At 69.9% G+C, this 20,587-nt stretch carries 20 protein-coding genes and 2 tRNA genes; 6 read left to right on the forward strand and 16 right to left on the reverse strand.

Going from position 1 to position 20,587, the window contains the following annotated elements; all coding sequences use genetic code 11:
* The first annotated feature begins 12 nt into the window (after positions 1–12).
* Positions 13–669 (forward strand): restriction endonuclease, encoded by a 657-nt coding sequence (locus ACGFSH_RS12885; RefSeq protein ID WP_393347721.1) that lies wholly within the window; start codon positions 13–15, stop codon positions 667–669.
* A gap of 71 nt (positions 670–740) precedes the next feature.
* On the opposite strand, the gene ACGFSH_RS12890 is transcribed toward ACGFSH_RS12885, so the two are convergent.
* From ACGFSH_RS12890 to ACGFSH_RS12915, 6 genes are all read right to left on the reverse strand, one after another.
* On the reverse strand, positions 741–1,508 hold the full coding sequence (locus ACGFSH_RS12890) for a class E sortase (protein WP_393347723.1): 768 nt from the start codon (positions 1,506–1,508) through the stop codon (positions 741–743).
* Positions 1,509–1,577: 69 nt separating this feature from the next.
* On the reverse strand, positions 1,578–2,657 hold the full coding sequence (locus tag ACGFSH_RS12895; protein WP_393347725.1) for a class E sortase: 1,080 nt from the start codon (positions 2,655–2,657) through the stop codon (positions 1,578–1,580).
* A complete protein-coding gene (locus tag ACGFSH_RS12900; RefSeq protein WP_393347727.1) occupies positions 2,654–3,292 on the reverse strand; it encodes an aminodeoxychorismate/anthranilate synthase component II in 639 nt (212 codons plus the stop codon). The genes ACGFSH_RS12895 and ACGFSH_RS12900 overlap by 4 nt, the downstream gene beginning before the upstream one ends.
* On the reverse strand, positions 3,289–3,486 hold the full coding sequence (locus tag ACGFSH_RS12905) for a hypothetical protein (protein WP_256912138.1): 198 nt from the start codon (positions 3,484–3,486) through the stop codon (positions 3,289–3,291). Before ACGFSH_RS12905 ends, ACGFSH_RS12900 begins: the two co-directional genes overlap by 4 nt.
* 16 nt (positions 3,487–3,502) lie before the next feature.
* Positions 3,503–4,210, reverse strand: a complete 708-nt coding sequence (locus tag ACGFSH_RS12910) for a class E sortase (protein ID WP_393348129.1) — start codon at positions 4,208–4,210, stop codon at positions 3,503–3,505.
* Positions 4,211–4,243: 33 nt separating this feature from the next.
* Positions 4,244–5,080 carry a DUF881 domain-containing protein gene (locus tag ACGFSH_RS12915; RefSeq protein WP_393347729.1) on the reverse strand — a complete coding sequence of 279 codons (837 nt, stop codon included), beginning with the start codon at positions 5,078–5,080 and terminating at the stop codon, positions 4,244–4,246.
* Positions 5,081–5,220: 140 nt separating this feature from the next.
* On the opposite strand from ACGFSH_RS12915, the gene crgA reads away from it, so the two are divergent.
* Positions 5,221–5,475 carry a cell division protein CrgA gene (gene crgA / locus ACGFSH_RS12920; protein ID WP_329411766.1) on the forward strand — a complete coding sequence of 85 codons (255 nt, stop codon included), beginning with the start codon at positions 5,221–5,223 and terminating at the stop codon, positions 5,473–5,475.
* A 244-nt stretch (positions 5,476–5,719) separates the two neighbouring features.
* Here crgA and ACGFSH_RS12925 read toward each other — a convergent pair whose 3' ends face one another.
* On the reverse strand, positions 5,720–6,619 hold the full coding sequence (locus ACGFSH_RS12925) for a rhomboid family intramembrane serine protease (RefSeq protein WP_393347731.1): 900 nt from the start codon (positions 6,617–6,619) through the stop codon (positions 5,720–5,722).
* 216 nt (positions 6,620–6,835) lie between these two features.
* Positions 6,836–7,369, reverse strand: coding sequence for a peptidylprolyl isomerase (locus ACGFSH_RS12930; protein ID WP_393347732.1), 534 nt, complete (start codon positions 7,367–7,369; stop codon positions 6,836–6,838).
* Between the two features lie 384 nt (positions 7,370–7,753).
* Between ACGFSH_RS12930 and ACGFSH_RS12935 the strand changes: the two genes are divergently transcribed.
* The gene (locus ACGFSH_RS12935) at positions 7,754–8,458 is read left to right on the forward strand and encodes a DUF5324 family protein (protein WP_393347734.1); all 705 of its coding nucleotides are present in this window, start codon (positions 7,754–7,756) and stop codon (positions 8,456–8,458) included.
* A gap of 118 nt (positions 8,459–8,576) precedes the next feature.
* On the opposite strand, the gene ACGFSH_RS12940 is transcribed toward ACGFSH_RS12935, so the two are convergent.
* A tRNA-Ala gene (locus ACGFSH_RS12940) sits at positions 8,577–8,649 on the reverse strand.
* A 181-nt stretch (positions 8,650–8,830) separates the two neighbouring features.
* Here ACGFSH_RS12940 and ACGFSH_RS12945 point away from each other — a divergent pair.
* Positions 8,831–9,379: a DNA-binding protein gene (locus ACGFSH_RS12945; RefSeq protein ID WP_190148176.1), complete on the forward strand. Its 549-nt coding sequence runs from the start codon at positions 8,831–8,833 to the stop codon at positions 9,377–9,379.
* A 385-nt stretch (positions 9,380–9,764) separates the two neighbouring features.
* The gene (locus ACGFSH_RS12950; RefSeq protein ID WP_393347736.1) at positions 9,765–11,462 is read left to right on the forward strand and encodes a serine/threonine-protein kinase; all 1,698 of its coding nucleotides are present in this window, start codon (positions 9,765–9,767) and stop codon (positions 11,460–11,462) included.
* Here the strand turns inward: ACGFSH_RS12950 and ACGFSH_RS12955 are convergent.
* Positions 11,426–12,904 (reverse strand): hypothetical protein, encoded by a 1,479-nt coding sequence (locus ACGFSH_RS12955; RefSeq protein WP_393347738.1) that lies wholly within the window; start codon positions 12,902–12,904, stop codon positions 11,426–11,428. The two genes, ACGFSH_RS12950 and ACGFSH_RS12955, sit on opposite strands and share 37 nt — an antisense overlap.
* Before the next feature lie 256 nt (positions 12,905–13,160).
* The gene (locus ACGFSH_RS12960) at positions 13,161–13,289 is read right to left on the reverse strand and encodes a DLW-39 family protein (protein ID WP_003999697.1); all 129 of its coding nucleotides are present in this window, start codon (positions 13,287–13,289) and stop codon (positions 13,161–13,163) included.
* Positions 13,290–13,637: 348 nt separating this feature from the next.
* Here ACGFSH_RS12960 and ACGFSH_RS12965 point away from each other — a divergent pair, with 348 nt between their 5' ends.
* Positions 13,638–14,012, forward strand: a complete 375-nt coding sequence (locus ACGFSH_RS12965) for a DUF6344 domain-containing protein (protein ID WP_393347740.1) — start codon at positions 13,638–13,640, stop codon at positions 14,010–14,012.
* A gap of 130 nt (positions 14,013–14,142) precedes the next feature.
* Here the strand turns inward: ACGFSH_RS12965 and ACGFSH_RS12970 are convergent, their stop codons facing one another.
* From ACGFSH_RS12970 to gyrB, 5 genes are all read right to left on the reverse strand, one after another.
* Positions 14,143–14,580: a hypothetical protein gene (locus ACGFSH_RS12970; protein WP_393347742.1), complete on the reverse strand. Its 438-nt coding sequence runs from the start codon at positions 14,578–14,580 to the stop codon at positions 14,143–14,145.
* Positions 14,581–14,690: 110 nt separating this feature from the next.
* A tRNA-Ile gene (locus ACGFSH_RS12975) sits at positions 14,691–14,764 on the reverse strand.
* A gap of 123 nt (positions 14,765–14,887) precedes the next feature.
* Positions 14,888–15,682 carry a DUF3566 domain-containing protein gene (locus tag ACGFSH_RS12980; protein ID WP_393347743.1) on the reverse strand — a complete coding sequence of 265 codons (795 nt, stop codon included), beginning with the start codon at positions 15,680–15,682 and terminating at the stop codon, positions 14,888–14,890.
* A gap of 18 nt (positions 15,683–15,700) precedes the next feature.
* Positions 15,701–18,295 carry a DNA gyrase subunit A gene (gene gyrA, locus ACGFSH_RS12985; RefSeq protein WP_393347745.1) on the reverse strand — a complete coding sequence of 865 codons (2,595 nt, stop codon included), beginning with the start codon at positions 18,293–18,295 and terminating at the stop codon, positions 15,701–15,703.
* A 42-nt stretch (positions 18,296–18,337) separates the two neighbouring features.
* The gene (gene gyrB / locus ACGFSH_RS12990) at positions 18,338–20,425 is read right to left on the reverse strand and encodes a DNA topoisomerase (ATP-hydrolyzing) subunit B (RefSeq protein WP_393347747.1); all 2,088 of its coding nucleotides are present in this window, start codon (positions 20,423–20,425) and stop codon (positions 18,338–18,340) included.
* Positions 20,426–20,587: the final 162 nt, after the last annotated feature.

Consider the following 20,587-nt stretch of genomic DNA (forward strand, 5'->3'; position numbering starts at 1 on the left):
CGAGGGGCACACGTGATCAACGAATCGGCACTGCTGGAATCCAGGACCCTGCGAGACGGCGTGCTCGAACGCACCGACGTCCTCGACAGAGTGAAAACCCTCTCCCTGCTACCCGACGGCCTCCACGTCACCACAGCGATGGTGGCGGCGTACTTCGGCGTCACCAGCGAAGCCGTCCGCCAGCTCAAAGCACGCCACCACGAGGAACTGGCGGGGAACGGAATGCGCACCCTGCGAGGCCCCGACCTGGCACGATTCAAGCGTGACGTCCTGTCACGCTATCCGGGACTTTATCCACAGCCCCGTTCCAGCCTCACTCTCTACTCGCGTCGCGCGCTCCTCAACATCGCGATGCTCCTCCGCGACAGCGAGGTCGCCCGCCAGGTCCGCGCCTACCTTCTCGACAGCGAGTACCGGGCACGGACACAGGCTGTGAACAACCCCGCCCACCCGCACCCTCAGTCCCTCGACGACCGCATCGACCAGCGCATCACCCACGTCCTCGGCAAGACCGTCGTCCCCATGTTCAACGCGCTGATCGAGACGTCGGCCGACCACCGACGGGAACTGATCGCCCTGCGGACGGGCGTCCAGCACATCGAGAAACGGCTCCGTCGGCACCACGCGCGACTGCAACAGCTGGAAGCCTCCCGCGAGGACGAGCAGTAGAACGCCCGGCACCCTGGCCGTTCTCCGCTGATCGTCACGTCGTACGCGTCCCCCGGAAGGAGACGGTCCGCTCAGGAGAGTTCCTTCGGAGGGGTGCGGTCCGCGTCGACCTTGTCCACCCGCATCAGCTCGCCCCACACCACGTACCGGTAGCGGCTCGTGTACACGGGCGTGCAGGTCGTCAGCGTGATGTAGTGACCGGCCTTCTTCCTGCCGGACTCCTTCGGGATCCCGCCGAGAACCTCCACGTTGTACTTCGAGGTCTCGGGCAGGATCGCGTACACCTTGTAGACGTACCAGTCGTCCTTCGTCTCGAAGACGATCGGGTCGCCCTTCTCCAGCTTGTCGATGTTGTGGAACTTCGCCCCGTGGCCGTCGCGGTGCGCGGCCAGCGCGAAGTTGCCCGCCTTGCCGCTCGTCGGCAGGACCGCCTTGACCGGATCGGTGTAGTAGCCGGCCACACCCTCGTTGAGGATCTTCGACGACGTGCCCTTCTCGACCAGCACCTCCCCGTTCCGCATGGCGGGCACGTGCAGGAACCCGATGCCGTCCCGCGTGTCCAGCGCACCCGGCCCGGTGTCCTGCCGCGCCCAGCCGTCGCGCACCTTGTCGCCCTGCCGGTGCGCGTGCCGGTCGGCCACGACGTTGGTCCACCACAGGGAGTAGACGACGAACAGAGCCAGCACCAGGCCCGCCGTGATGAGGAGTTCGCCGAAGACGCTGACGGCGAACGCGATCCGGCCGCCCCCTCGGCGCCGCGGCCCGGGCGCCGGGGCGGGCGCGTCCACGCGCGCGTGCTCGTCGTGATCGGTGTCGCCGGTGGTCGCTGCCACGTTCAATCTGCCCCTACTCGACTGCATGCCCACCCGGGCATGCCACCCGGACCGCACGCCACCCGGACCGCGCGCCTACTCGACGAGCGCGTCCGGCTTGCCCTTGCTCCGCGGCCGTTCCTCGACCATCTTGCCCCAGACGATCAGCCGGTACTTGCTGGTGAACTCCGGCGTGCACGTGGTGAGCGTGATGTACCGGCCCGGCCCGGTGAACCCCGAGCCCGGCGGGACCGGATCCAGCACACTCGTGTTGTCCGGCGAGGTCACCGGCAACGAGGACGCCATCTTGTAGACGAAGTACTCGTTCTGCGTCTCGACGACGATGTCGTCACCCGCCTGCAACCGGTTGATGTACCGGAACGGCTCACCGTGCGTGTTGCGGTGACCCGCGAGCCCGAAGTTCCCGGTCTTCGCGTCCGGCATCGCCGTCGTCAGCGCACCCTCGCCGTAGTGCCCCACCATCCCCTTGTCGAGCACCTTCTTGTTGCTCACGCCCTCGGCGATCGGCACCACCACGTCCAGCCTGGGAATGTGCAGGATCGCGAAACCCTGTCCCGGCGAGAACACCCCAGGGGCGCCCTTCCCGCTCGCCCAGTCGTCCTGAAGACTGCTGGCCTCCCGGTCCGCCTGCGCATGGGCCCGCACGTTCGTCCACCACAACTGGTAGGTCACGAACAGCAGCATCAGCACACCCGTGGTGATGAACACCTCGCCCACCGCCCGGCTGGCGACCACCGCCGCGCTCGGCCTGCGGGCCCGCTGCCGGCGCCGCGCCTCGACACGGGACAGCGGCCGCTCGCCACGGGACGAGGACGACGCGTCCAGCCCGTCCGGCGCCCCGGCGCCGGCGTCCCGCCCACCGTGCCCCTCGGGGCCACCATGACCCCCGTGACGGCCACGACGCCCCTTGGCCGCCTTCCTGCGGGCCGCACGCCCACCGGCCGGAGTTCCGGGGGCCGCGGAGGCCGCCGAGCCGCCAGAGACCGGTATGGAGCCGCCACCGAACGCCGACGCCGGCGGCAGCCGCAACGCCACCGTCTCGTCGTCGGCCGGCGGCAGGTACGACTGCCCCGTCCCCGCACGGTGGTCACCACCGAAGGACTCGTACGACGCGGCGCCGTACGAGTCCTCACGCTCGGGACGCAGCGCGGTCACGCCGTGGCCCTGCCCACCACCGGGGCGAGCCCCGCCGACCTCGCCACCGCGCCCTGGTCGCCGCACTCCGCCAGCCAGTTGGCCAGCATCCGGTGCCCGTGCTCGGTCAGCACCGACTCGGGATGGAACTGCACGCCCTCGACGGGCAGTTCACGGTGGCGCAGCCCCATGATGATCCCGTCCTGCGTACGGGCCGTCACCTCCAGCTCGGCCGGCACCGTCCCCGGCTCCGCGGCCAGCGAGTGGTACCGGGTCGCGGTGAACGGACTGGGCAGCCCCGCGAAGACGCCCCTGCCCCCGTGCTCCACCGGCGACGTCTTGCCGTGCAGCAGCTCCGGCGCCCGGTCCACCACCCCGCCGTAGGCCACCTGCATCGACTGCATGCCCAGACAGACGCCGAAGACGGGCACCCCGGTGGCCGCACAGTGCCGCACCATCTCCACGCACACCCCGGCCTCCTCGGGCGTGCCCGGACCGGGCGAGAGCAGCACACCGTCGAACCCGTCCTGGGCATGGGCCGTGGAGACCTCGTCGTTGCGCAGGACCTCGCACTCGGCGCCCAGCTGGTACAGGTACTGGACCAGGTTGAAGACGAAGCTGTCGTAGTTGTCGACGACGAGAATGCGCGCGCTCACTGGTTGTCCACCGTCACATCGTTGAAGGGAAGCAGCGGTTCGGCCCACGGGAAGACGTACTGGAAAAGCGCGTACACCACGGCCACGACCAGCATGATCGAGATCAGCGCCTTCACCCACGCGTTTCCCGGCAGATGCCGCCAGATCCAGCCGTACATGCCGTCCCTTCCGTCGCACCACGGCACCTGACTCACGCCGTACGCCACCAGACTAACGGCGCAGTGCCCTCGGTTCGCCTGCCTCCACAGGCTGTGTGGAGTCCAGGTGCGCCCAGACGATCAGCCGGTGACTGTGCCCCCATTCCGGATCGCACGTCGTCAACGTCAGGTACCGGCCCGGACGCGTATACCCCGACTTACGTGGCACAGCGTCGATCACCTCGACGTCCGAGGGCACGGTTTTGTAGGGGCCTTTGTCGATCCGATACGTGAACCAGGTGGTCCCGTCCGTCAGCACCACCGCGTCACCCCGCCTGAGCTCGGGGAAGTCCTTGAAAGGATCGCCGTAGGTCCGGCGGTGGCCCGCGACGGAGAAGTTCCCGGTCCCACCCAGCCGGGCGGTCCCCCGGTAGTGGCCCAGCCCCTTCTTCAGGGTGCCGGCCGCCGTTCCCTCCAGCACCGGTTTGTTCCACGTGAAACCGAGCCGCGGGATGTACATCACCGCGAAGGGCCGGCCGTCGCGGTACGGCATCACCCGGACGGCCGACCCCGCACCGCCACCGGCACCCGCGCCCGGACCCGCACTCGGGGCCGCCCCCCGGTGCTGCCGGGCCCACTGGTCGTGCAGGACGTCGATCTGGTCGTCCATCGCCCGGTCGGCCCGCACCCCGGTCCAGAACAGCACATAGACGACGAACAGGACGATGACCGCTCCGGCGGTGATGCACAGCTCGCTCAGCGTCCTGACGACCACCCGCACCGACACAGGCGCCCCCCGGCGGCCGACGCTCGACTACTCCACAGGCTTCGCGTAGTGCAGATCCACTGTGCCCGAGTAGCCGGGCAGAGTCACCGTCCCGTCCTCGGTGACTTTCCAGCCGAGGCCGTACACGTTCACGTACACCATGTAGTTCTGGATCGACGGCGCCTCCGCCAGCGCTTGCTGCATCTTCCGCGGATCCCCGACCGCCTGGATCTTGTACGGCGGCGAGTAGACCCGGCCCTGGAGGATCAGGGTGTTGCCGACGCAGCGCACCGCGCTGGTGGAGATCAGCCGCTGGTCCATGACCTTGATGCCCTGGGCCCCGCCCTGCCAGAGGGCGTTCACCACCGCCTGAAGGTCCTGCTGGTGGATCACCAGGTAGTCGGGCTGCGGCTCCGGGTAGCCGGGGAGCTTGGCGGTGGCGTTCGGCGGTGCGTCGTTGAGCGTGACGGTGATCGCCTTGCCCCTGACCTTCTGGGTGCCCGCGCTCTTCTCCAGCCCGGCGAGCTTGTCGTCCTGCGCCTTCGTGCTGCCGTCGTCGGCCTCGGCGAGGGACTCGACGTCGTCGCGCAGGGCGCCGTTCGCCTCGTCCAGCTCGCCGTTCTTCTGGCTGCGCTCCTGGATGAGGTCGGACAGCTTCAGCAGCGAGGCGTCCGTGCGGATGTTGGTGCCCTTGGCGGTGGTGAAGCTGGTGAAGAAGAGCAGTCCGGCGAGGGCGAAGACGCCCGCGGTGAGCACGCGCACGGGCCGGAAGCCGCCCCGCCGGCCCCCCAAGGGAGCGGGGGAGGGGGCGGAAGGGGAAACGGGGGCGGGATCCGGGGTGGAACCCGTTGATCCCGTCCGGGGGGAGTCGGCAGAATTGCTCAACGTACCCTTATCTCCTTCAGCGCCGTAGAAGCACTACGCTAACGGACGCCCGGGGGAGCCCCTCAGTCCCCTAGTACGCAGCCCCCGAGCCCGACCCAGCACCTGCGCGGCCACGCAGCGCATCGACAGGAGAGACCCTCGTGCCGAAGTCACGTATCCGCAAGAAGGCCGACTACACGCCGCCGCCGGCGAAGCAGACGACCGCGATCAAGCTGAACAGCCGCGCCTGGGTCGCGCCCGTGATGCTGGCCATGTTCCTCATCGGACTGGCCTGGATCGTGGTCTTCTACGTCACCGACGGTTCGCTGCCCATCGACCAGCTGGACAACTGGAACATCGTCGTGGGCTTCGGGTTCATCGCCGCCGGCTTCGGCGTCTCCACCCAGTGGAAGTAGCGCGACCAGCTCTGCCCAGGGTTATCCACTGAGTTATCCACAGAAGTCTGGGGAAAAGAAAGACGATCTGTGGATAACTCACCGGAGGTTGACGCCGGTGTGACGGAAGTACCGGTCGTCGCTCGTACTCGAATGACTGTTCGCCCCCTGCCTGACCTGCATGAATATCGGTCAGCGCCAGGGGGCGCGGTCGTCCCCGCACGTTGTGCACAAGATTCGCCACAGACTGTGGACAACGAAGCGCTCAGGTGAGCTGCGCCGTCCTCAGGAGCGTCATGACCAGGACGGCCACCAGCACCAGCGCGCACGTCCCGTACTGGATCAGGGTGCGGCGCTCGCGCGGGGCGTAGATCATGACGGCGCCGATGACGAGACCAGCGGCCAGGCCGCCGATGTGCGCCTGCCAGGCGATGCCGGCCCAGCGGAACGTGAAGAACAGGTTGATCACCAGCAGGGCGATGACCGGCCGCATGTCGTACCGCTGGCGGCGCACCAGCACGACGAACGCCCCGAAGAGGCCGTAGATCGCTCCGGATGCGCCGAGGGAGGCCTCGTTGGGTTCGGTGATCAGGTAGGTCAGCGCGCTGCCGGCGAGTCCGGACACCAGGTAGAGCGCCAGGTACCGGGCGCGGCCGAGGGCCTGTTCGAGGGGGCCGCCGATCCACCACAGACTGAGCATGTTGAACAGGATGTGGATGTAGGTGAGGTGCAGGAACATCGAGGTCAGCAGCCGGTACCACTGGCCTTCGGCCACGCCTTGGAGCACTCCGAAGCCGAGAGCCGGCATCACCGCGCGGCCGATCAGCTCGAAACGTTGCGTGAAACTCTCGCCGACGGCCTGCTGGACCACGAACAGCGCGAGGTTGAGGCCGACGAGGATCTTGGTGACCAGATGGGGGTCGGCGGCGATCGTGCCGCCCGCGAGGGTGCGGGGCTGTGAGGCGGCGGGTGCGTGTCCCGTGCCGGAGCCGTCGCGGACGCAGGCCGGGCACTGGAAGCCGACGGAGGCGCTGACCATGCACTCGGGGCAGATCGGGTGCTCGCAGCGGGTGCAGCGGATGCCGGTCTCGCGGTCGGGGTGCCGGTAGCAGACGGGCAGGCCGTTGTGCGCGTCGTCCTGCCGGCTGCCTGGCGCCTGGTCCATGGGCTCCCCCAGATGAGTCGTGCGAGGCGGCGATGGTCGCAATGGATGGGACGGGATGGGTTCGATCGACGTCGGATCCGATGGGGCCGGACAGGAAAGAAGCCGCCCTGCCCATCCTTACGGATGAGCAGGGCGCATGGTTCCCGGGCCGCCGGTCCGGCGGCTTCCGTCCCGGATCTGAGCTGTCCGTAGGCCCTGGCGAGGCCTCGGGCTCGTTCAGGCCTTGCGGGTCTCGACGACGACCGACTCGATGACTACGTCCTTCAGCGGGCGGTCGGTGCGGGGGTTGGTCGGGGCGGCGGCGATGGCGTCCACGATCTTCTGGCTCGCCGCGTCGACGACCTCGCCGAAGATGGTGTGCTTGCGGGTCAGCCAGGCCGTCGGCGAGACCGTGATGAAGAACTGCGAGCCGTTGGTGCCCGGTCCGGCGTTGGCCATGGCCAGCAGGTACGGGCGGTCGAAGCGCAGGTCGGGGTGGAACTCGTCCTCGAACTGGTAGCCGGGGCCGCCGGTGCCGTTGCCGAGCGGGTCACCGCCCTGGATCATGAATCCGCTGATCACCCGGTGGAAGACCGTGCCGTCGTACAGCTTGTCCGTGGACTTCGCGCCAGTGGCGGGGTTGACCCAGGCCCGCTCGCCGGTGGCGAGTTCGACGAAGTTCTTGACCGTCTTCGGGGTGTGGTCCGGGAAGAGCCGGATCTCGATGTCGCCGTGGTTGGTCTTCAGGGTGGCGTACAGCTGCTCGGCCACGATCTGCCTTCCGTTGTTCCTGTGACGCCCCGATCCTCGCACGGCTGGAGACGGGCGGCGCCTGACGGCTCGTTCCGGGACCGGAACCGACGGATCGGGCACGCAATTGCGTCCGGGTCGTCCGGGACGGGAGCGGTCGGGGCCGATTCGTGGCATCGTCGGCTTTGTCGTTTCACCGACGCTCTGTCGGCATTCCCAGGAATTTGACCCGAACAGATCCACTATGGGATGGCATCCACCGACGATCCGCCCGCGATGTGCCCACGATGGCTCGTTTCCGGCACCCGGATGCCCGTCCACACATGCCGAGAAGGCCGTCGGCAGGCATGATCCGTAAAAGGGTGGAAAGTCGAAATACCGTACGCCACCGAGGAGGAGGAACACGTGACCCGCATCGACAGCGTGCGCGCCGCGACCGGCTCGGCGAAGGACAGCGTGCTGCACGCCGCGGAAGTGGTGGCGCCCTACGCCGACACGGCCAAGGAGCGGGCCGCGCTTTACGCGCATGAGGCCCGCGTACGGCTCGCGCCCAAGGTGTCGCAGGCCGCCGAACAGGCCCGCGTGCAGTATGACGCCCACGTCGCCCCGCGCCTGGAGCAAGCGAAGACCCATGTCCCGCCGAAGGTCGATCTGGCCGCACACGAGGCGGCCGCACGGACCCGCCTGGCCGCGCGGCAGGCCGCCGAGTACTCCCGACCGCGGATCGAACAGGCGGTCGCCGCGGCCGGACCCGTGAAGGAGGAGGCCGCCGCCCGCGGCGCCGCCGCGCTGGCCGCACTGCGCGGTCAGGTGACGCCGAAGGAGATCGAGAAGCTGGTGCGCAAGCACCGGCGTCGCGCCAAGGCGGGCAAGGTCGCCAAGTCCGTGGCCCTGATCGGCCTGGTCGCGGGCGGTGCCTTCGCGGCCTGGAAGTGGTGGGACAAGCAGGCCAACCCGGACTGGCTGGTCGAGCCGCCCGCGGCCACGGAGGTTCCCGCCTCAGGCGGTCTGACCGCCGTGGACGGCAGCGACGAACCCGCCGTCCTGGACCCCGAGGTGCAGGCCAAGCAGGCCGAGGAGGAGGCCGCGCATCGCGACGACCGCGCCTGACCGGCCGGCGCCGGGCACCACGCGGCACGGACGGCGACGCGGTCCCCGCACCCCGCCCCTGTCACGCCGAAGACCCCTCCTACCTGCATTTGCGCAGGTAGGAGGGGTCTTCTTCGTGTGGAGCCTAGGGGAGTCGAACCCCTGACATCTGCCATGCAAAGACAGCGCTCTACCAACTGAGCTAAGGCCCCGCGACGGACGTCCGGCCGGTGTGGATCTCGTACCGGCGGGCGCCGCAGACCAGAGTACCGGGTCACCCGGGGTATCTCGCAAAAAGATGGGGGGTCCCCGCGGATGACCACTCTCCGTAGGATGCAGAAACGCGGTTCGCTACAGCGAACCGCGTTTCTGGGGAAGCGATGGGGAGACGCAATGGACGCCGCACAGCAGGAAGCGACCGCGAGAGCGCGGGAACTGCAGCGGAACTGGTACGGGGAGCCGCTGGGGGCGCTCTTCCGTAAGCTCATCGACGATCTTGGTCTCAACCAGGCTCGTCTCGCGGGGGTGCTGGGACTGTCGGCGCCGATGCTGTCGCAGCTGATGAGCGGTCAGCGGGCGAAGATCGGCAATCCGGCCGTGGTGCAGCGGGTGCAACTGCTGCAGGAGTTGGCGGCGCAGGTCGCGGACGGCAGCGTCAGCGCGGCCGAGGCGACCGAGCGCATGGACGAGATCAAGCGGTCCCAGGGGGGTTCGGTGCTCAGCAACACCACACACACGACGAACAGTTCGGGGGCGCCCACGGTCAAGCGGGTGGTCCGCGAGATCCAGTCGCTGCTGCGCTCGGTGGCCGCCGCGGGCGACATCATCGAAGCGGCCGACACCCTCGCCCCGACCCACCCGGAACTGGCAGAGTTCCTCCGGGTGTACGGCGCGGGCCGGACGTCCGACGCGGTGGCGCACTACCAGTCCCACCAGAACTGAGCCCTCGGCCCGGTCGCCGAAGGGGGTTCGGCAGTCGGGCGGACGGGTGGCCGGCCAGTGGTCGGGGGACCGATGGCGACCTCGGAAGACCGAGGCGGCCGGAGGGAGTCGGAGCAGTCGGGGGACTGCTGCGACGCGGCACGGCCGCAGGGAACGGAACGAACGGCACGGCGCGGAACCGCACGGAACCGCACGGAACGACAGCGAGCGCACGGGGGGTCGTGCAGTCGGCTCGCCGCGGAGGGTCGTAGCGCTCCGCACGGGGGAAGTGGCAGAAGAGGACACCTCCGCGACCGGGGGCCCGGGAGACCGGGAGACCCGGGACGAAGAGACCTGGGACCTGTTGAGCCCCGGGGGGACCGAGGGGGAGGAGCGACGCACTGCCATGGGTGAGGTCTTCGCCGCACGGTACGAACTGGCCGATCCGATCGGCCGGGGCGGGGTCGGCGCGGTCTGGCGCGCCTGGGACCACCGCCGGCGCCGTTACGTGGCCGCCAAGGTGCTCCAGCAGAGCGACGCGCACGCGCTGCTGCGTTTCGTGCGCGAGCAGGCGCTGCGGATCGACCATCCCCATGTGCTCGCCCCCGCCAGCTGGGCCGCGGACGACGACAAGGTCCTGTTCACGATGGACCTGGTGGCGGGGGGTTCGCTGGTCCACCTCGTCAACGACTACGGGCCGCTGCCCCCGGTGTTCGTGTGCACACTGCTCGACCAGTTGCTGGCCGGTCTCACTGCGGTGCATGCCGAAGGCGTCGTGCACCGTGACATCAAACCGGCCAACATCCTGCTGGAGGCCACCGGAACGGGCCGGCCGCGTCTGCGGCTGTCCGACTTCGGCATCGCGATGCGGCTGGGCGAACCGCGTCTGACGGACACCAACCTCGTGGTGGGCACGCCCGGTTACCTGGCGCCCGAGCAGATGCTCGGCGCGGATCCGGACTTCCCCGCCGACCTGTTCGCCGTCGGCCTGGTGGCGCTGTATCTGCTGGAGGGCGCGAGGCCCGACGCCAAGGCGCTCGTGCAGTACTTCGCGGAGCACGGGACGCCGAGCGCTCCCAAGACCGTCCCCGAGCCGCTCTGGCAGGTGGTCGCCACCCTGCTCCAGCCGGATCCGCAGGCACGTTTCCGCTCGGCCACGGGGGCGCGCAAGGCGCTCGCGGCCGCCGTGGAGCTGCTGCCGGAGCCGGGCCCGGACGACGAGACGATCGAGATCTTCGACCAACTGGGGCCTCTTCCCGCGGGGTTCGGCCCCGAAGGGCCCCTGCGTTCCGCGCGCGGCACGGGCTCGCTGCCCGTGCCGCCCGGCGCCGTGGGCGGTTCCGGCGCCGATACGGCCCGCCCGGACGCCGGATCCCTGCCCTCGCGGCCGGAAACGATCGCCCCCGAATCGGCCCCCGGGGGCAGCGGAGCCCTCTCCTCCGGCACGGCGTGGCCCGGCACGGGCGCTCCGGCCGGCGCGGGCGCGGGCAACGGATTCGGAGCCGGCCGCTTCACCCCTGATACCAGCACGGGTACCGGTGGGGGGAGGGGCGGCGGTGGTACCGGCTCCGGTTCGGCGTGGCCCGGCACCGACTCGGTGCCGATCGACCCGCGGCGGGCCGCGCCCCCCTCGATGTCGGACACCGGAAGCTTCCACCTGCCCCCACCGCAGCCGACGGGAACGTCCTCCCCCACGCCGACGCCCACGCCGGCGTCCGCGTTCACGTCGGAGCGGACGCCCGTTCCCCGGCCGCCCGCCTACGCGCCGCCGCCCGCGCAGGTCCCGGCGCCGCCGCACCGGGCCCCGCTCGGCTCCCGGGGGCCCTCCCCCGCGCCGGGACAGCCGTTCGCGCCGCCCTCCCGAAGCGGCCGCCACCCGGACTCCTCCACCGCCTCCTACACCGCGCAGGGCCCGTCGTCGCCGTCCTCACCGTCCTCGCCAGTCCCGTCGGCCGGGCCGGTCGTGCCGGGTCCGGTGCCGGGCGGACGTCGTCGGGGGCATCGCGCGGTGCGGCCGGGGCCGCCCGTCAAGGTCGCGGTGCCGATGCTGCTGCTGGCGCTGGCCTGCTACGCCGTGGGGTTCTGGGCGTTGACGCGCATCTGAGCGGCGGCCTTGCGCCGAGCGGCCAGCGTCCAGGCCCCGAGCACCGCCAGCAGCACGCTTCCCGCGCCGATGCCGCCCACGGCGACCGCCGTCATGGCGGGGTCGCCGTCCGAGCCGCCGCCTGCCGAGGCGTCGGCGATCGCCGGTGCGGGCCCCGCCGTCGGCTCGGGGTCACGGGCGCCGACGTCGAAGAATCCGCGCGGCGCGGAGCGTCCGGCGTAGCCCGGGGCGGGCTGTGCGCCGCCGTCGACGCGCACGCGCAGGGTCAGACCGTAGGGGCCCGCACCGAAGCGTTCGCCTACCTGGGCGGCGAGGTGCACGACGAGGTAGTAGGAGCCCGCGAACCGCAGGGCCTTGGTCGCGCTCGCGGACGCGCGGCGGTTGGCGTATCCGACCGGTGGCACGGGCGCGAGCGCCGCCGACTTCTGACGGCCGCCGTAGCCGACGCTCACGTCCTTCACCTCGGCGCGGACCGGGCTGTAGAGCGTCATGTCGAGGGCCTCGACCACGTACCCGGAGTCCTCGTCGGCGCTGCCGAGGTCGACGGAGGCGGAGACCCGCTGGCCCCAGTCGACGGGAACCTTGTAGAAGAGGGTCTGTCCGGGGACGATCCCGTCGCGCAGGACGCCTGGTCGCACGGCGGTCGCCCGGGTGAAGCCGGCCCCGCCCCGGACGGCGGCGGGTGCGCCGGTGGGCGGCGCGGGCGTGGCGGAGTCCCACGTCCCGGGCTTGTCGGGCACGCGGGCGGCGGCGGCCTTCGTGAGGGCCGGTTCGGAGACGGGCGCGATCTCCAGCTCCCACGGCTCCTCACCGGCGCTGACACCCGCGCCGGTGCCGGTACCGGTCCCGGTGCTCGCCGCGGCTCTGGTGCGGGTGCGTTCGACGACGACGTAGTACGTCCCCGCCTTCTGGCAGGCGCCCCGGCCCGGCTGGAGCTCGCGCGCGGCCCACGCGGTGACCGGGTGCGGGCTCTTGGACGCTCCGACGATCGCCGAGTCGCGGGAGCAGGAGGTGCTGTCCGCGTCCTGCACGGAGACGCTGATCCCGTCGCCGACGGCGAGTTCCGATCCCGCGCGCGGGACGGCCGTCACGCCGACGTAGACGTTGGAGACGTCGTCGAGTTCGAGCCGGAAGTAGGCCTTCGCGACCGCTCCCCCCGCCTGTCCCCGCCCGTCCCCCTGGCCGCCGTCCTCGCTGCCGTCCTGCCGTTCGCCCTGGCTGCCGTCGGGGCTCTCGCTCCCGCTCCCGTCGCCCGGCGGGGAGGGGAGGGCGAGAGAGCTGCGGTAGGTCGCGCCGGGTTCGAGTCCGGCGGCGTCGGTGGTGCCGGTGGCCGCCGCAACGGTGCGGGCGTCCTCGGAGAAGGCGTACGACGGGACGTCGGGTGAGGCCAGGGCGGCCGGTGCGGGCAGCGCGACGGCGGCCGCGCAGAGAGTCGCGCACACGGCCGTGATCCGTACGACGGCCCGCCGGCCGGCTCCCTCGCCCAGCCCGCTCCGTCGTCCCGCACGCCGGTCCATCGACTCCGCCCCCTCGCCTTCGACCGAACGTGGGCCATCCTGCCCCGCCCGCGCCCACGGCACCCGCGCATTGCGTACGAGCGTCCGAAAAGCCCGCATGTAACCCCGCGCGGACGCGGGTGCAACACAAGACCCCGACCGCTAGGGCGGCCGGGGTCTGCTCAGTCTTCGGTATCGATACTCACGAACCCGTGGGCACGGAGTCGGTCGCCTCCGTCCACAGATCCTGCTCGGCGCGATCCGCCTGGATCTGGCGGTACACGAGGAGCCCGCCGATAGCGGCCAGTGCGACCAGGAGAAGCTTCTTCACCGCGCGACCTCGTCTTTCCTTGACGTTGGGGACCTCTGGCGCCCGACTATACACACCGGTCGATACCGATCGGTGACCTGCGTCCCGCCCTCAACTCCCGCTCTCGGCAGCTCAGTAGGAGCGGAGGACACCGCTCCGATCGGAGGGTGATCACACCTCCACAGAGGGTGATTTTCGCCCGGGATCGTCACGAGAGCCCCTCTTCCTCCGCTTTTTCGCCCTCTTGCGGCCATCCGGGTGGTGTTCATCAGAACAACGCCACGCCGCGAGCGTCGGTCCACCACTTCGCGGCGTCCATACACATCATGAGGAAAGTACGCAAATCGCCCAACCCGAAAGTGAGGGGCCATGACCGAGAACCGGGTCATGAAACTGTGGACCGCCGTCGTCACCGCCGTCCTGGCGCTGTGCACGGCGCTCGGACTCATCACGACGACCGCAGCGGCGGCGCCGGCGCAGACCGGGCCGGCACGCACCGGCGAGAGCGCGGCCACCGTCCCGACGCCCGAGCGGCCCGCGGCGGCCTCACCCTGGCTCTGGTCCCAGGCCCGCTCGCTTCCCCCCACGATGAAGCAGCGCATCCGGGCCGAGGCCCACGGCAAGTCCCCCAGCTGCCGCCACCGCGGCCTCCCCGACGCGGACCAGACGGAGCAGACCGCGACCTCCTGCGAACCGGCCGAGCCGGCCGACCCCGCCGAACCGGCCGTCCCCCTCCTGCGCTGAGCCTCGGGCGTCTTCCCGACCCCGAAGCAGACGTAACGGCGAACCTGCAGCCCGCACGGACAGGCCCGGCAGCTCCCTCAGGAGCACCCGGGCCTTCGCCATGTCCGGGACGCCGCGCCGGGACGAGAGGTCAAGGCTTCGGTATCGCGCCGGCAGCGACCCCGAATCCGGAGGACTCGTCCCACGCGACCGCTGCCCACAGGCCCACCACAGCGATCCATATCCGGTGCAGCAGCGCCCAGTCCGGGTCGTTCCCGCCGAGGGTGACGGTGACCAGCAGGTCGCATCCCCAGATGCCCCGCTCGTCATGGGGTGACGCGGCGATCACGGACTCGGCGATCTCGGCCACGCCGACACGCACTTCCAGCGTCAGCAGGTCCGCGACCGGGCCGAGGCCGTCACCGCGGACCGTGCCGAGCCTGAACGCGGCCACCGAGTCCTCCAACGGCCCCGACGACTCGCCCCACAGACCGTCACCGCTCTCCAGCAGCCGGTCCAGCGTGCGATCAAGCGCCTCGGCGCCCCCCTCTTCCCCGGACCGGCAGAAGAAGCTGAGTCGGTAGTCCACGATTCCCCCGTCGTCCGCGCCTGGCCGGAGGCTGATTTCCGACGCCGTTGGTGTCAGCCGTGGGTGTCAAAAAGACCCCCGGTCCACTGGACCGAGGGTCTTCTCGTATGTGGGGCTAACAGGATTTGAACCTGTGGCCTCATCCTTATCAGGGATGCGCTCTAACCAACTGAGCTATAGCCCCGCCGCGCTGTGCGGGGTGTGTCCCGCGCGCTGACTCCTGAAGATTAGCGCACGACCTGGGCAGTCCCAAAATCGATACTCGCGGGGCTCTGCGCGGGGGTGCGCGGACGCCGTGACGGGCGAGTCACTCGTCCTCGGCCAGCGTCAGTTCGACGCCGCCGACGAAGCCCGCGGAGAGGTTGTAGATGAACGCGCCGAGGGTCGCCAGGGCCGTCGCGAGGACGACGTCGATGACCGCGATGATCGCCGTGAACATCAGCACGTGGGGGAGCGAGAGGAACGACTGGAGGTCGAAGCCGTTCGACTCGTTGGAGCCGGTGGCCTCGGAGATCGTGCCGCCGACCGTCGAGAAGACGCCCATCGCGTCCATGACCATCCACAGCACGGCGGCCGCGACGATCGTGCAGATGCCGAGGGCGATGGAGAGCAGGAAGCTGACCTTCATCACCGACCACGGGTCGGCCTTGGCCACGCGCAGGCGTGCCTTGCGCACGCGCGGCGCGGTGCGGGCGCCGGTCCGCGGTCGTCTGACCGCTCCGGTCGAGGCCGGGGCCGCCTGGGGCGGGTAGGCCTGCGGCGGGTGGTAGGGACCGGTGGGCTGCTGCGGCTGACGCTCGCCGGGGAGCGGCGACGGGTCGGGCTGCTTGGCCTGCGGGCCTCTGGTGTCCGTCACGGTTCCCCCCTGGGAGCCCTTCGGGCCTTGTGGGTCGGTCGGGGTCGAGGGGGAGGAGGGCGAATCGGCCACGGGCGCCTTGATGGCCTTCAGCTGGGTCGTGTGGGTGTCCGCCGCACGCCCTTCGGCGCCCCCCGTGCCCCGCGCGTCGGTCTTGCGCGCGTCCCCCTGGGGCGAGGCGGAGCCACGGCCGCCGCCGCTCTTGTCCGTACCGGCAGACGTACCGGCGCCCGTGGCTCCGCTCACGATGACTCACTCCTCGTGCTACTCGGCCGAGGGCGCCTCACCCTCGTCCGTGCCGGCGGTCGTGACGCCGTCGGCGGTCTCGTCGGCGGCGATGTCGCCGTCGACCTCCTCCGCCTCGCGCCCCGCCTCGGCGTTACGTGCGATGCCGACGACGGCATCGCGCTTGCCCAGGTTGATCAGTTGGACGCCCATGGTGTCACGGCCCGTCTCCCTGATCTCGTTGACTCGCGTACGAATCACACCGCCGCCCAGCGTGATGGCGAGGATCTCGTCGGTCTCCTCGACCACCAGCGCGCCGACGAGGGAGCCACGGTCCTCGACGATCTTGGCGGCCTTGATGCCGAGGCCGCCGCGACCCTGGACGCGGTACTCGTCGACGGCGGTCCGCTTCGCGTACCCGCCGTCTGTGGCAGTGAACACGAACGTACCGGGTCGAACAACATTCATCGAGAGCAGCTGGTCTCCCTCGCGGAAGCTCATGCCCTTGACACCCGAGGTCGCGCGGCCCATGGGCCGCAGACTTTCGTCCGTGGCGGTGAACCTGATCGACTGTGCCTTCTTGCTGATCAGAAGCAGATCGTCGTCGGCCGAGACGAGTTCGGCGCCGATCAGTTCGTCGTCGGAACCGTCCTCCGTCTCACGGAGGTTGATGGCGATGACACCGCCGGACCGCGGCGAATCGTAATCCTTCAGAGGCGTCTTCTTCACCAAGCCGCCCTTGGTGGCCAGGACCAGGTAGGGCGCCACCTCGTAGGTGCGGATCGCGAGGATCTCGGCGATCGCCTCGTCCGGCTGGAACGCCAGCAGGTTCGCGACGTGCTGCCCGCGCGCGTCCCGCCCGGCGTCCGGCAGTTCGTACGCCTTGGCGCGGTAGACGCGGCCCTTGTTGGTGAAGAACAGCAGCCAGTGGTGCGTCGTGGAGACGAAGAAGTGGTCGACGATGTCGTCTTCCTTCAGCTTCGCGCCGCGCACGCCCTTGCCGCCGCGCTTCTGGGCGCGGTAGTCGTCCGTCTTGGTGCGCTTGACGTAGCCCCCGCGCGTGACGGTGACGACGATGTCCTCCTCGGCGATGAGGTCCTCGATGGACATGTCGCCGTCGTAGGGCACCAGCATCGTCTTGCGGTCGTCGCCGTACTTCTCGACGATCGCCGCCAGTTCCGCGCTCACGATCGCGCGCTGGCGCTCCGGGGACGCGAGGATCGCGTTGTACTCGGTGATCTTCGCCTGGAGCTCGTCGTGCTCCTGGATGATCTTCTGGCGCTCCAGGGCGGCCAGCCGGCGCAGCTGCATCTCGAGGATGGCGTTGGCCTGGATCTCGTCGATCTCCAGGAGCTCCATGAGGCCCGTGCGCGCGATGTCGACGGTGTCGCTGCGCCGGATCAGCGCGATGACCTCGTCGATGGCGTCCAGGGCCTTCAGCAGACCGCGCAGGATGTGCGCCCGCTCCTCGGCCTTGCGCAGCCGGAAGCGCGTACGGCGGACGATGACCTCGATCTGGTGCGTCACCCAGTGGCGGATGAACGCGTCCAGGGACAGCGTGCGCGGAACGCCGTCGACGAGCGCCAGCATGTTCGCGCCGAAGTTCGTCTGAAGGTCCGTGTGCTTGTACAGGTTGTTCAGCACGACCTTGGCGACCGCGTCCCTCTTGAGGACGATGACCAGCCGCTGACCGGTGCGCGAGGACGTCTCGTCGCGGACGTCCGCGATGCCGCCGATCTTGCCGTCCTTCACCAGGTCGGCGATCTTCTGCGCGAGGTTGTCCGGGTTGACCTGGTAGGGCAGCTCGGTGACCACCAGGCACTGGCGGTTCTGGATCTCCTCGACCTCGACGACCGCCCGCATGGTGATCGAGCCGCGGCCTGTGCGGTACGCCTCCTCGATGCCCTTGCGGCCCACGACGAGCGCGCCGGTCGGGAAGTCGGGGCCCTTGATGCGCTCCATCAGCGCGTCCAGGAGCTCCTCGTGGGAGGCCTCCGGATTCTCCAGGTACCACTGGGCGCCGGAGGCGACCTCGCGCAGGTTGTGCGAGGGGATGTTCGTCGCCATGCCGACCGCGATGCCGGCCGAGCCGTTGATCAGCAGGTTCGGGAAACGGGCCGGCAGGACGGTCGGCTCCTGGGAGCGGCCGTCGTAGTTGTCCGTGAAGTCGACGGTCTCCTCGTCGATGTCGCGGACCATCTCCATCGACAGCGGCGCCATCTTGCACTCGGTGTAGCGCATGGCCGCCGCCGGGTCGTTGCCCGGCGAGCCGAAGTTGCCGTTGGAGTCCACGAGCGGCATGCGCATCGACCACGGCTGAGCCAGCCGCACCAGGGCGTCGTAGATCGAACTGTCGCCGTGCGGGTGGTAGTTGCCCATGACGTCGCCGACGACGCGGGCGCACTTGTAGAAGCCGCGCTCGGGCCGGTAGCCGCCGTCGTACATCGCGTACAGCACGCGGCGGTGGACGGGCTTGAGGCCGTCACGGACGTCCGGCAGGGCGCGCGAGACGATGACGGACATCGCGTAGTCGAGGTACGAGCGCTGCATCTCCGTCTCGAGCCCGACGGGCTCGATGCGCATGGCGATGTCGCCGCCCTCTTCAGGGGTGACGGGAGTGTTCTCGTCGGTCATTGCTGGTGGGGATCCTTCCTGGTGCGGTCAGCTGAGACCGACTCAGATGTCGAGGAAGCGGACGTCCTTGGCGTTGCGCTGGATGAAGGCGCGACGCGCCTCGACGTCCTCGCCCATGAGGACCGAGAACAGGTCGTCGGCCTGCGCCGCGTCGTCGAGCGTGACCTGGCCGAGGACGCGGTGCTCCTGGTCCATCGTCGTCACGCGCAGCTCCTCGGCGTTCATCTCGCCAAGGCCCTTGAAGCGCTGGATGGAGTCCTCGCGCACCCGCTTGCCGCGCTGGCGGCCCATCTCGATCAGCGCGTCGCGCTCGCGGTCCGAGTACGCGTACTCGATGTCGTCCCGGCCCCACTTGATCTTGTAGAGCGGCGGACGGGAGAGGTACACGTGCCCGGCCTCGACCAGCGGCCGCATGAAGCGGAACAGGAAGGTCAGCAGCAGGGTGCTGATGTGCTGACCGTCGACGTCGGCGTCCGCCATCAGGATGATCTTGTGGTAGCGGAGCTTCTCGATGTCGAAGTCCTCGTGCACGCCGGTGCCGAAGGCGGAGATCAGCGCCTGGATCTCCTGGTTCTGAAGGATCTTGTCGATCCGCGCCTTCTCGACGTTGAGGATCTTGCCGCGGATCGGGAGGATCGCCTGGTACTGCGGGTTGCGGCCGGACTTGGCCGAACCGCCGGCCGAGTCGCCCTCGACGATGAAGATCTCACACTTGGTCGGGTCGTTGGACTGGCAGTCGGAGAGCTTGCCCGGCAGCGACGCCGACTCCAGCAGCCCCTTGCGGCGCGTCAGGTCGCGGGCCTTGCGGGCCGCCACGCGCGCGGTGGCCGCCTGGATGCCCTTGCGGACGATGTCCGCCGCCTCCACCGGGTTACGGTCCAGCCAGTCGTTGAGGTGCTCGTAGACCGCCTTCTGGACGAAGGTCTTGGCCTCCGTGTTGCCCAGCTTGGTCTTGGTCTGGCCCTCGAACTGAGGCTCGCTCAGCTTCACCGAGATGATCGCCGTCAGACCCTCGCGGATGTCGTCGCCCGTGAGGTTGTCGTCCTTCTCGCGCAGCAGCTTCTTGTCGCGCGCGTACTTGTTGACCAGGTTCGTCAGCGCCGCACGGAAGCCCTCCTCGTGCGTACCGCCCTCATGCGTGTGGATGATGTTGGCGAAGGAGTACACGCCCTCGCTGTAACCGCTGTTCCACTGCATGGCGACCTCGAGGGACAGGCTCTTGTCCTTGTCCTCCGCCTCCAGGTCGATGACCGTCGGGTGAACCGCCTCGCCCTTGCGGGAGTTGAGGTACTTCACGAAGTCGACGATGCCGCCCTCGTAGTGGTACGTGACGGTCTTGACCTCGTCCTTCTCGTCCGCACCCGCCTCGTCCGCCCCGGCGGTGGCCTTCGCCGACTCGCGCTCGTCGGTGAGCCTGATCGTCAGGCCCTTGTTGAGGAACGCCATCTCCTGGAAACGCCGCGACAGCGTCTCGAAGGAGTACTCGGTCGTCTCGAAGATGTCCGCGTCGGCCCAGAACGTGACCGACGTGCCCGTGTCCTCGATGGCCTCGTGCTTGGCCAGCGGCGCCGTCGGGACGCCCATCTTGTAGTCCTGCGTCCAGCGGTGGCCGTCCGTCCTGACCTCGACGGCGACCTTGCTGGACAGCGCGTTGACGACGGACACGCCGACGCCGTGCAGACCGCCGGAGACCGCGTAACCGCCGCCGCCGAACTTGCCGCCCGCGTGCAGCACGGTCAGCACGACCTCGAGGGCCGGCTTGCCCTCGGAGGCGACGATGCCCACCGGGATGCCACGGCCGTTGTCGGTGACCCGTACGCCGCCGTCGGCCAGGATCGTCACGTCGATGGTGTCCGCGTGACCGGCCAGCGCCTCGTCGACCGAGTTGTCGACGACCTCGTACACGAGGTGGTGCAGACCGCGCTCACCGGTGGAACCGATGTACATACCGGGTCGCTTGCGGACGGCGTCCAGGCCCTCGAGGACGGTAATGGCGCTGGCGTCGTACGAGGCGGTGACCTCGTGGCTCGACGAGGCGGACGCCCCGCTGCTCGCGCCGGCGTCGGTGGACGGGATGTTCTCGTTGGGGTTGCCGGAATCGGCCACGAAGCGCCCTTTCTGGCACAGCACCAGCCAGGCTCGTCGGCGGGTTGCCGGAGCGGCTGCGGCATGTTGCGTTGGTAAGCCTTGATCAGCGTTGCTCAGCTTTTCCCGGGCGGTCCCCACGTTCGGGGCGGGATTGGCTTCCAGTCTACCGGTAGCACTGACACTGATGGGGGTTTGCCGGTACCT

Origin of the sequence: Streptomyces sp. NPDC048481, from assembly GCF_043200075.1 — a bacterium.
Classification (GTDB): domain Bacteria; phylum Actinomycetota; class Actinomycetes; order Streptomycetales; family Streptomycetaceae; genus Streptomyces.